The sequence below is a fragment of the Hydrogenobaculum acidophilum genome, assembly GCF_054656715.1.
Genome location: NZ_BAAHXP010000004.1, coordinates 108,726 through 119,835 on the forward strand (window position 1 = coordinate 108,726; position 11,110 = coordinate 119,835).

10 protein-coding genes are annotated in these 11,110 nt (G+C 35.3%); all 10 read right to left on the reverse strand.

Annotation, left to right across the window (positions count from 1 at the left end):
* Position 1: 1 nt before the first annotated feature.
* The 10 genes from ACYQZV_RS03790 to ACYQZV_RS03835 are packed head-to-tail and all read right to left on the reverse strand — an operon-like array spanning position 2 to position 10,991.
* Complete coding sequence (locus ACYQZV_RS03790; RefSeq protein ID WP_459893358.1) at positions 2–1,933, reverse strand: DUF4118 domain-containing protein; 1,932 nt, start codon at positions 1,931–1,933, stop codon at positions 2–4.
* On the reverse strand, positions 1,897–2,493 hold the full coding sequence (gene kdpC, locus ACYQZV_RS03795) for a potassium-transporting ATPase subunit KdpC (protein WP_459893360.1): 597 nt from the start codon (positions 2,491–2,493) through the stop codon (positions 1,897–1,899). Before kdpC ends, ACYQZV_RS03790 begins: the two co-directional genes overlap by 37 nt.
* Positions 2,490–4,544 (reverse strand): potassium-transporting ATPase subunit KdpB, encoded by a 2,055-nt coding sequence (gene kdpB, locus ACYQZV_RS03800; protein ID WP_459893362.1) that lies wholly within the window; start codon positions 4,542–4,544, stop codon positions 2,490–2,492. Before kdpB ends, kdpC begins: the two co-directional genes overlap by 4 nt.
* Positions 4,541–6,271 (reverse strand): potassium-transporting ATPase subunit KdpA, encoded by a 1,731-nt coding sequence (gene kdpA, locus ACYQZV_RS03805; RefSeq protein WP_459893364.1) that lies wholly within the window; start codon positions 6,269–6,271, stop codon positions 4,541–4,543. The genes kdpB and kdpA overlap by 4 nt, the downstream gene beginning before the upstream one ends.
* A 48-nt stretch (positions 6,272–6,319) precedes the next feature.
* Complete coding sequence (locus tag ACYQZV_RS03810) at positions 6,320–7,120, reverse strand: GNAT family N-acetyltransferase (RefSeq protein ID WP_459893366.1); 801 nt, start codon at positions 7,118–7,120, stop codon at positions 6,320–6,322.
* 18 nt (positions 7,121–7,138) lie between these two features.
* Complete coding sequence (locus ACYQZV_RS03815; RefSeq protein ID WP_459893368.1) at positions 7,139–7,999, reverse strand: cation diffusion facilitator family transporter; 861 nt, start codon at positions 7,997–7,999, stop codon at positions 7,139–7,141.
* On the reverse strand, positions 7,992–10,088 hold the full coding sequence (locus ACYQZV_RS03820; RefSeq protein WP_459893370.1) for a heavy metal translocating P-type ATPase: 2,097 nt from the start codon (positions 10,086–10,088) through the stop codon (positions 7,992–7,994). The genes ACYQZV_RS03815 and ACYQZV_RS03820 overlap by 8 nt, the downstream gene beginning before the upstream one ends.
* Positions 10,085–10,285, reverse strand: a complete 201-nt coding sequence (locus tag ACYQZV_RS03825; protein ID WP_459893372.1) for a hypothetical protein — start codon at positions 10,283–10,285, stop codon at positions 10,085–10,087. The genes ACYQZV_RS03820 and ACYQZV_RS03825 overlap by 4 nt, the downstream gene beginning before the upstream one ends.
* 13 nt (positions 10,286–10,298) lie before the next feature.
* Positions 10,299–10,598, reverse strand: coding sequence for a hypothetical protein (locus ACYQZV_RS03830; protein WP_459893374.1), 300 nt, complete (start codon positions 10,596–10,598; stop codon positions 10,299–10,301).
* Positions 10,599–10,607: 9 nt separating this feature from the next.
* Positions 10,608–10,991 (reverse strand): hypothetical protein, encoded by a 384-nt coding sequence (locus ACYQZV_RS03835; RefSeq protein WP_459893376.1) that lies wholly within the window; start codon positions 10,989–10,991, stop codon positions 10,608–10,610.
* Between the last annotated feature and the right edge of the window lie 119 nt (positions 10,992–11,110).

Here is an 11,110-nt window from a genome sequence, read left to right on the forward strand (position 1 = left end):
ATCAAGCATATTTTACTATACTAGCTGCAAATAAATCTGCTATAGCTTCCAACATGGCCACAAGCTCATAATTTGTTTCTTTGCTTTTAGTCATATCAAAAATCATTACACCGTAAACATCGTCCTTATAAATGATAGGTATATAAAGATATGGGTCTTCTGAAAAAGTCTCAGTAGAAAACCCAGCTGGTTTTTTATTTTTTATACACCACTGGACTATGGTTTTTACCCTATCGTTTATATTTATATTTTTTGTTATCGCCTGAAGATGAACACCGTCTTTATCTTTTAAAAAGATAGCTACATCATCTATAAACACTTTTATATATCTTATAGTAATAGATATACACTCCTCTTTTGAATTTATCCTAAGCAACTTTCTGCTTAATTCAAAAAGAACGTTGCTTTTTTCTTCACTTTTTTGAAGCTGTTTTAGATTTCTTTTTAGTCTTACTGAAAGAAGATTTATAAACACTATCATTACAGCGAAAACAGTATAAGATAGGAAATAGTTTATATCAGAAATAGCAAAACTATAATAGGGCGGAATAAAGAAATAATCAAATATAATTATGCTAACTAGCGTAGCAAAAATTGTGGAGTATGTGTCTAGCATAACTGCGGCTAGACTAAGTGCTAACAAAAATAAGAATACAAGGTTAAGTTGATTTAAGAAATTTCTAAACTGAAGTCCTATAAATGTGGCGAGAAATACAAGAAATAAACCAACAAAGATATTGTAAAGTTTAGGAAGATATAGCTTGGGTAGGCGTATAGCTTTTTTTGAAGACATAAAAACCTCTGCCTCTGCTATTGGTGGGTCCAATATGTATATATCAACATACTTTGTGTTTTGAGCTATCTTTCTAAATATAGAACCTCTAAGTATTGGAAATTTTTTAGGTTTGCCTATTATTATCTTGTTTATATTGTGGCTTTTAATATATCTTATGATAGCACTTGGTACGTCGTCATCTTTTATCCAGGCTATCTCTGCTCCTAAGCTTTTCGCAAGCTCTAAAGCTTTTTGTAACCACTCTAGCTCTTTATCCGTAAGATACGCGTGCTTTTCCGTCTCAACGTAAATAGCTATCCAATCGGCATCTATTTCAGTGGCAACTCTGTAAGCTGCTCTTACCAAATGCTCTGCAAAAGGACTTGCATATATACCTACTACTATCCTTTCTTTTATAGCCCAAGGACCAGCTATAGCATGCTCTTTCATGTAGGTGTTTAACTTTTTGTTTAGTTTGTCAGCGGCAACCCTCATGGATAGTTCTCTTAAAGCTATTATATTGCCTGGTCTGAAATATTTTTTTATGGCTTCTTGGGCTAAATCAGGTACATAAACTTTTCCGTCTTTTAGTCGTTGGATAAGCTCTTCTGGTGGTAAATCTATTAGTTTTATCTCGTCGGCGTTTTTTACAAACTCATCTGGGACTGTTTCTCTTACTTTTATGCCAGTTATTTGATATACTATATCGCTTATACTTTCTATGTGTTGCACGTTCATAGCTGTCCATACATCTATCCCGGCGTTTAATACTTCTTCTACGTCTTGATAGCGTTTTTTGTTTCTAAAATTGGGCGGATTGGAGTGAGGAAGCTCATCTATGATACAAATCTGGGGTTTTGTTTTAAGTATTTCATCTAAATTTAACTCTTTTAGTTTTATGCCGTTGTATTCTATTTCTAATGGAGGTATTATATCTAAACCTTCCAAAAGTTTTTCTGTTTCTTTTCTTCCGTGTGTTTCTACGAATCCTATCTTTATATCTGCGCCATCTTGTTTTTTTATATGAGCATCACTTAGCATAGCATAGGTTTTACCAACTCCCGGCATGGCACCAAGGTATATAGTGAGCTTACCACGTTTTTTCTTTTCTTCTGCTATTTCTAATAGACTTTCTGGAATTGGTCTTTCTTCTTCCATCTTAAAAGCTCCATGTTAAGCTTAACGACGTTTACTCTTTTTTCCCCAAATATACCAAAAGTCTTTCCGTCAGCGTTTTTATATATCATTTTTAAAAGTTTTTCATAAGGCACATTTGCGTATTTAGATACTCTTTTGGCTTGCATAACAGCGTTTTCTAAAGATATATAAGGCTCTAGACCACTTCCGGAACCCATTACCATATCGGAAGGAAAAGGGGCTTTAAGTCCATAGGAGTTTAAAACTTTTATTCTAGATTCTATGTTTTCTACCAATTGTTTGTTTGTAGGTCCTATATTTGAACCACCGGAACTAAGTGGATTGCAAGGATAAGAAGCTGTAGAAGATGGTCTTGGCCAGAAAAGAGCAGGGTCAGATACAGGCTGGCATATAAGTTTAGATGCCACTATCTTGCCATTTAACTCGTATAAACTTCCGGAAGCTTGATATGGAAAGAGCAATGTTGCTATACCAGTGACGGATATGGGATAAATTATTCCAAGCAATATAAAAAATATTGCAAAAAGTAAAAATACGTTTTTCAGGCTTTTAGCATTCATAATACACTCCAAATTGCTTCACAAAGCCAATATATAACCCAAATTCCAAAGAATGGAAACAATACACCACCTATACCGTATATGCTTAGATTTCTAACCAAAAGTGTCTGGGCATCTATAGGTCTATACTTTACGCCCTTTAAGGCTAAAGGTATGAGCATTGGAATTACTACAGCATTAAATATAACTGCTGATAAGATTGCTATATAAGGATTTTCAAGGTGTAATATGTTTAATATGTTTAGCTCAGGATAACTTTTACTAACAGCCGCCGGTATTATGACAAAGTATTTTGAAATGTCGTTTGCTATGCTAAACGTTGTGATAGCCCCTCTTGTTATAAGAATCTCTTTCCCTACTTCTACAACTTCTATAAGTTTCGATGGGTCGTTGTCAAGGTCTATAATATTGGCAGCGTCTTTTGCCGCTTGGGTCCCAGAGTTCATAGCTACAGCCACATCCGCTTGAGCTAAAGCTGGTGCGTCGTTGGTACCATCCCCTGTCATAGCCACCATATAACCCTCTTCTTGATATTTTTTTATGAGCTTTAATTTATCTTCAGGTTTTGCTTGGGCCAAAAAATCATCTACTCCAGCTTCGGCTGCTATGGTAGCTGCTGTAAGAGGATTATCCCCTGTTATCATAACGGTTTTTATACCAGCTTTTCTTAGTTCTTTGAATTTATCTTTTATACCAGGTTTTATTATATCTTTTAGATAAACTACACCGTAGATTTTATCGTTTTTAGCCACCACCAAAGGGGTGCCTCCTTCTTTTGCTACTTCTTCAACTATTCTATCCAAATTTTTTGGTATAACCCCGCCTAAGCTCGATACATACTTTTCTATGGCATCGCTTGAGCCTTTTCTATAATGCTCATCTTTCATATCAACACCGCTTATTCTTGTAGAAGCATCAAATTCTACGATTTTGTAATCTTTTATATCCACTGATATATTGTATTTTTCTTTTGTAAAAGCAAAAATACTTTTACCTTCGGCTGTGTTGTCTTTAAAAGAAGCTATATAGGCTACTTTAGCTAGCTCTTCTTCAGAAACACTTTCCACTGGGATAAGCTTGTAAGCTTGTCTATCTCCGTAGGTGATAGTTCCTGTTTTATCTAAAAACAGCACATTTGCATCTCCGGCAGCTTCTATAGCTCTACCAGAAAGAGCTATTATTTTTTTCCTAAAAAGCCTATCCATACCAGCGATACCTATTGCAGGTAAAAGAGCTGCTATTGTAGTTGGAGCTAAGCATACAAACAACGCTACAAGCACTACCAAAGATACTATACTTCCCTTATGAGTAGAATATACGCTATAATAAGAAAGAGCTCTAAAATTGATTACCACCGCTAGAAATACTACTGTAAGAGATATTATTAGAATATCGAGGGCGACTTCGTTTGGCGTTTTTCTTCTTTTGGCTCCTTCTACTAAGGATATCATTTTATCTATAAAGGTCTCGCCTGGGTTTACGCTTGCTATAGCCGCTCCAGTACCAGATACTATTTTAGTTCCTGCTGTTACAGAAGATTTATCTGTACCAAACTCTCTTATCACCGGTGCTGATTCGCCTGTTACCGCAGACTCGTTTACGAGCAATACCCCTTCTATCAACTCACCATCTATGGGGATAATATCATCCTTTTCAAGTAAGAATAAATCTCCTTTTTTAAGAGAAGATGCTGGTACACTCTCATAGGTTTTGTCATCTTTGTTTTTTAGTTTTTTGGCAAAAAGGTTTGATTTCGCTTCTCTAAGAGATTGGGCCCTTGCTTTGCCACGGGATTCTGCTATGGATTCTGCAAAATTAGAAAAAAGCACTGTAAGCCAAAGCCAGATGCTCACATTTCCACTAAACCAAGCATATGGGTTATGAGATACTAAATCGTATATAAAATCAACTGTTGTTATAGTGCTACCTATTTCTACTGAAAGCATTACAGGATTTCTTAAAAGCTCAATAGGGTTTAGTTTTTTTATAGAGTTTACAGATGCCTCTTTTAGTATCTCTTTGTCAAAGATGCTTAACTCTTTCTTTTTCATAGGGCAACCCCTTTTAGCATAAGCATCTGCTCAAGTATAGGTCCTAAAGAAAAAGCTGGTAAAAATGTCAAAGCACCTACTACTATGATAATGAATATAAGCCATACACCGAAGACTACGGTATGAGTGGGAAGTGTGCCAGGGCTTGGAGGTATGTGTTTTTTAAGCGCCAGAGATGACGCCATGTAGAATACAGCTATTATAGGTACAAATCTGCCTATTAGCATCGCTAAACCTGTAGTTATGTTGTAAAAAACTGTATTGGCATTTAATCCAGCAAAAGCACTTCCGTTGTTGTTAGAAGCTGATATATAAGCATACAACACTTCGCTAAGCCCATGCGGTCCGGGATTTGAAATAGATGATAGGCCAAATTTCGTATAAAGAGCCAACGTAGTAAGAAGCAAAGCTACCATTCCAGCCACCAGTGTTATAACCACCGAAGCCCACATCTCCTTTGCTTCAATTTTTTTGTTTAGATACTCTGGAGTCCTTCCTATCATAAGCCCAGCCACAAAAACAGCTATAATAACCATAGCAAGCATTCCGTAAAGCCCAGAACCCACGCCGCCAAAAATGATTTCTCCCAAAGATATTAAAGACATAGGAATGAGCCCCCCTAAGGGTGTAAAGGAATCAAACATAGCATTTACAGCACCGCAAGAAGTAGCTGTCGTGATGCTTGAGAATAAAACCGTTCCACCAATCCCAAATCTCAGTTCTTGCCCTATGAGGTATGGCCCCTCTACGCCAAACTTTTTTACTATGGGGTTACCAAACCATTCAAAATAATACTGAGCTACCATGAAAAGCATCAATACAAATAACATTACGCTGTATAAAAACCAACCTTGTCTTCTATCTTTTATCATATAACTAAAGGTAAATACCAAAGAAGCTGGTATTAGGATTATAAGAAAAGCTTCAAAAACGTTTGATAGTGGAGTTGTATTTTCAAAAGGATGGGCGGAGTTTGCGTTAAAAAAACCGCCGCCGTTGGTTCCTAAAAGTTTTATCGCTTCCTGAGAAGCCACTGGGCCCATAGGAAGTATTTGATTAGTAATTATATCTTTACCGTTTTTATAAGCTTCCAAAAGTTCTACGCTTTTATAATGAGAGAAGTTTTGTATAACCCCTTGAGATACTAAAAATAAAGCACTAACAAAAGATAACGGTAAAAGCACATATAAAATTGTCCTTGTAAAATCCACAAAAAAGTTTCCAAGGTATATGGTATTTTTCCTAGCAAAAGCTCTTATTAGCACCAAAGCAACCACCATACCACTGGCAGCCGATAAAAAGTTTTGAAGGGCAAGACCAGTCATCTGAGAAAAATAGGTAACTTGGGTTTCACCAGCATAAGCCTGCCAATTTGTATTTGTGACGAAGCTAACAGCTGTGTTAAAAGCCAAATCCCAACTCATATTTGGGATATTGTATTGGTTTAAAGGAAGGTATTTTTGAAATAAAAGCGTTAAAAAAAGCACGAGAAATCCTAAGAAGTTAAAAGACAGCAAAGCATAAAGATATTCTTTCCAATTCATCTCTTTGGACTCGTCAATACCAAGTATTTTGTATATGGCTTTCTCAACATATCTTAGTGGCTTTAAAAATTTGTATATGTTGCCTTCATAAATATCTGTCATATATTTTCCTAAAATAGGAGACACTATCGTTAAAACACCAAAAAATAAAGCAAAACTAAAAATATCTAAAAATACATTCATTATATTCCCTCCAAAAGACATAGTTTAATGCTATTTTATGTTTTTATTCTATGATTTAAACCTTCTATTAAAGGATGTGTTAAGATTGTCAGCATCAAGAAGGGTTATAAAATCAGCGCATTTAAAATGCTTATCAAAAGCAGGCTCACCGCATATTGTAGCACCAGCTTTTAGATATCCATGGATAAGAGATGGTACAAAAACTTTTAAACTATTTATATCTATATTCACACTATCAAGGGTTTTTAGGTATGTTTCAAAATTTTTTATGCGAAAATCTGGAAGTGGCACAACCATTTTATTTTCAAACTGTTTTAAGTATTTGTAGGCAAATACAATTTCAAATATATTTTCTGTCTGAACACTTGAACATCCAAATACATATTTGGCACCCACCAATTTAGCATAGTATGCTATACCTTTCCAAAGAAGCGCTATTATGGCGCCGTTTCTATAATCTTTATGAACACTAGCTCTTCCAATCTCAATTTTTGTAGCTTTTAAAAGCTTAATACTTGCTATATCAAACTCTGTCTCTGAGTAAAATTTGTTGCTAAAATTAGAAGATATAATCCTGTAAGTACCTACGACATTTTGGGTCTTATTGTCTATTATGATTATATGGTCTGCTATAAAGTCAAACTTATCTATATCTATTCTGAAAAGCTTGTTTTTGTTTAAAAGTTCTTGATAAAATACGTTGTGTCTTAGTTCCAAAGCTTTTCTTAGTTCTTTAGAATTTTGTGCTGTCTTTATGGTAAAATTCCCCACTTCAAATCTAAAATTAATTTTTGGTTTAAAAGCTTTTAAACGAAAACCGTATGTTTTTTGAGACAGCGTTCTTATCATAGCAACCTCCTAAGCTATTTAATAGAGCTCTATCACCACTCTCTCAAAACCAAATTTCTCTTTTAGCTCTTTTTTCATAGTTCTTATTTTTTCTCTTACGCTTTTTAAAGGTGTGTTTTCTAAAGCTTCCAAGTCTTGCTCTCTTAATCTAGCATACATAATGTTTTTGCCTGGCACAAGGCTCCAAACATGAATGGATTTTATCATTATCTCCGGGAAGTGCTGTCTTATAAAATTTTCTAGCTCTTCTAAATTTATATACTCTGGAGAAGATTCCATTAATATGTCTATAGATTTTGATAGAACTTTGTAAATAGGGTATATGACACTAAGACCCACCAATATACTCATAATAGGGTCAAAGATGTAGTTTCCAGTAAGCTCTATTAAAATAGAAGACGCTATAACACCCACAGAACTAAGACCATCCATCAAAACTCTTAAAAAGGCTCCAGCTATGTTTAAGCTATGTTTTGAACCAAAGTAAAGTATTACTATGCCAATTATGTTGACCACTAACCCTAAAATGGATATCCAAAAAACACCGCCGGCGTTGACATACTCTGGATGTAATAACCTCTTAAAAGCGTGCAAAAATATCATTATCAAAAAAAATCCAGCGGTTATGCCGTTAAACAAAGCTGAAAGTATTTCAACTCTATAATATCCAAAAGTCCTTTTTGGGTTTGGAGGCTTTTTGGATAAATACATAGCAAATATTGCTAGAGCTTGACCAGACAAATCCATGAACATATATACCGCATCTGATAGTAGAGCTAAGCTGTTGAAAGCGTATCCGTAGTAGACCTCAAGTAGAAAATCTAAAAATGTTATTACAAATACAAAATAAAGTCCTCTACCAAGATTTTTTTCATCCATCTTTTATGTCCGGTGTGATAGAGTACAAAGCTGACAATATAGTAGAGCCGTTGTTTATCACTACAGAAAAAGCTGGGTTGCCGGAACCCAATATGCCTATTGCCATACCTAGTGTGTTTATGGCAAAGTTAAATTTTATGTTGTTGTTTACCACTTTCATAGTATCCTTGGAGAGTTTTATGGCTTTATATATAAGATCTAAATCCTCTTTTACAAGCACTACGTCAGCCACGTCTATAGCCACTTGAGAACCATCCCCCATTGCTATTCCAATGTCTGCTGCCGATAATGCCACAGAGTCATTTACTCCATCTCCCACCATAGCTACTTTATACCCTTCTTTTTTAAGCTGCTCTACGTACTTGGCTTTTTCTTCCGGAGATACCCTTGCTCTAAACTCTTGTATACCAACTTCTTTTGCAATAGCTTGAGCCACTTCTTCGTTGTCCCCTGTGAGCATAACAATTTTTATGTTCATATTTTTTAGCTTTTGCATAACCTCTTTTGCTTCTTCTCTAATAGTGTCTTTAAAAGCTATCAAACCTAATATTTTTTTACCTTTGGCAAGGTATAAAACCGTCTTGCCTTCATCATGTTTTTTGCTAACTATATCTTTTATATGTTTTGATATGGCTATTTTATGATTGGCCATATACCTCGATGAACCAAGCTTGTACTCTTCGTTGTTTAATTTTGCTGAAATACCAAGACCTATGTCGTAATCAGAATCCTCTCTTTCATAAAGCTCAAGCCCTTTTTCTTTTGCCATGTTTACTATAGCATCAGCTATGGGATGTTTTAATCTTTGCTCTAAGGAGGCAGCTAATCTTAAAAGCTCTTCTTCTGATAGAGCCTCTTCTAACGGTATTATGTCTGTAATAATTGGTTCTCCTTTGGTGATGGTGCCGGTTTTGTCCATTGCTAAACAGTTTATTTCTGAAAGCTCTTCTAAAGACCTACCACCTTTTATGAGCACTCCATGGTTTGAGGCTTTTGATATGGAAGAAGCTACGGCTATTGGTATGGAAACTCTTAAATTTGTATTGTAGTCTATCGTTAGGATGCTAGAAGTTTTGGCTAAATTTCTTGTTATAAGCTGATTTGCTATGCCTATTGTCAGAATAGGCAACACAGTGGCATCGGCAAGTTTATTAAATCTGTCGTATACACCTGGCTTTTGGTCCATATAGGACTCTACCATATGGGCAATTTTTGAAATAATTGTGTCTGCACCTTTTTGTTCTACTTTTATATAGATTTTTCCATCTATTACGTTTGTACCAGCGTATACTTTGGAACCTACCTCTTTTAAAACCGGTTTGTCCTCTCCTGTCAATATAGATTCGTTTACAACCGCTTTGCCCTCAGCTACTATACCATCTACTGGTATTCTACCACCAGCGTATACAACTACTATGTCTCCTATGGATATATCCTCTATGGGAACTTCTATTTTTGTATTGTCTTTTTCTATGTAAGCGGTTTCACCATCTACGTTTAACAAGTCTTCTATAGATGCTCTAGCTTTTTGGTTTAGTTTGTCTTCAAGATAATCTCCAAGCCCTATGAAAAAGTTCATTATGTTTGAAGACAAAAGCATGTTTCTTTGGATGGTGATGCCAAGGGCTAAAGAATCCAAAAGCTGGTAAGAGAGTCTACCTTTCAGAAGATTTGAAAAAGCGCTTTTAAAAGATGGTATAGAACCTAGTATGGCCAGCGCTTTTATAAAAGGATTTGGCAATACCGGTGTTAAAGAAAGTAGCCCTCCCATAGCCCCTACCACCATTCTTAATTTAGAGGGTTCCTCATCCTTTGTCTTTGGTTTTATTTTGTGAGATTTTAATATGCCAAGTATTATATCGATAGGCGTATTGTTTATTATCTCCAAAAACTCTTCTATATATATTTTGTTTGGATCGTAGGATATGGATAAACTGCCGGTGGCTTTGTTTAGCTTGACATCTAATATGCCGTCTTGAGATTTTATAAAATCTTCTATAGCCTCTTTGGAAACATCCAAATACTTAAGGTAAAAAGAACTTACCCTTATTCTACCGTAAGTTTTGTGTTTTACTACAAGGGTTTTCATGGTTGCTGTTCTTGTGAGGGAGGTAGAGTTTTTTGGTTTAATCTATTCATGAGCTCGTTTATCTCTTCTTGCACTCTCATAAGCTCTTGATGTTCAGATATCTTATGTATCATATAAAAGCCAAATACTCCAGCAAACATTCCAAGTCCGAAGGATGTGTAGTTGCTGCAAACTATATCACCTAACTTTGACCACATATTTATTTCCTCCTTATAAAGATGATTTTAACTTTTCTAAAAGCTCTTGCTGTTTTTGTAAGAGTGTTATCTTTAGCTCTATTTCCTTTTTAAGCTCTGACCTTGCTTCATGGACTATGTCTTCTACCACTTCTTTCTTTGCTTCTAAAGAAGCGTTTAGCCATTGTCCGAAGCTGATACCCTCTTTTGTAACCCCCACTAGAACTGGCTTAAATTCTTCTAAGGCTTTTCCAAGCACATAAATGGCCGCCACTGTACCAAGCCCCCAGGTAAAGTACCTTCTCGAGAAGCATCCGATAAGATTTTCAAACATATATACCTCCTATAAGAATTTTATTACAAGTTTGTTGAACAACCAGTTTACCCATATAAATCTAACAGTACCTATTCTAAAACCATAATCAACGGTGTATAAAAAAAGCTTCAAAATATCTGATTTTATAGTCCTAGATATAAAAGGATGAAGGTCTGTAATGCAAACTGTTTCGCCAAGAGGTTTTATATCTTGCTTTTGTAGAAACTCTTGGAACTCATCATGATATAGTATTTCTTCAGACTCTATTTTTATGCTTTTGGTGTGATAATTTATGTATACATTTTCTTCACCAAAAAGTTCCTGTAATACTTTTATAAAGTCTTTATTGTAAACCACATTACCTTTTATCCTTATCCTATGATGTGAAAATGAAATATCTTCTATCTTCATACTAAGTATGATACAACTCCAAGTCCTACTCTATCTAAAACTAAGTCTTTTGCTACATTAAAAGCAATGCCCTCCAGCCCCCCTCCTACATTTAACATAAGCTGGAAAGCGAATAGAAG

Coding starts and splice junctions, on each gene's coding strand:
- ACYQZV_RS03790 (WP_459893358.1), bottom strand. CDS start 1,933: ATGGAAGAAGAAAGACCAATTCCAGAAAGTCTATTAGAAATAGCAGAA.
- kdpC (WP_459893360.1), bottom strand. CDS start 2,493: ATGAATGCTAAAAGCCTGAAAAACGTATTTTTACTTTTTGCAATATTT.
- kdpB (WP_459893362.1), bottom strand. CDS start 4,544: ATGAAAAAGAAAGAGTTAAGCATCTTTGACAAAGAGATACTAAAAGAG.
- kdpA (WP_459893364.1), bottom strand. CDS start 6,271: ATGAATGTATTTTTAGATATTTTTAGTTTTGCTTTATTTTTTGGTGTT.
- ACYQZV_RS03810 (WP_459893366.1), bottom strand. CDS start 7,120: ATGATAAGAACGCTGTCTCAAAAAACATACGGTTTTCGTTTAAAAGCT.
- ACYQZV_RS03815 (WP_459893368.1), bottom strand. CDS start 7,999: ATGGATGAAAAAAATCTTGGTAGAGGACTTTATTTTGTATTTGTAATA.
- ACYQZV_RS03820 (WP_459893370.1), bottom strand. CDS start 10,088: ATGAAAACCCTTGTAGTAAAACACAAAACTTACGGTAGAATAAGGGTA.
- ACYQZV_RS03825 (WP_459893372.1), bottom strand. CDS start 10,285: ATGTGGTCAAAGTTAGGTGATATAGTTTGCAGCAACTACACATCCTTC.
- ACYQZV_RS03830 (WP_459893374.1), bottom strand. CDS start 10,598: ATGTTTGAAAATCTTATCGGATGCTTCTCGAGAAGGTACTTTACCTGG.
- ACYQZV_RS03835 (WP_459893376.1), bottom strand. CDS start 10,991: ATGAAGATAGAAGATATTTCATTTTCACATCATAGGATAAGGATAAAA.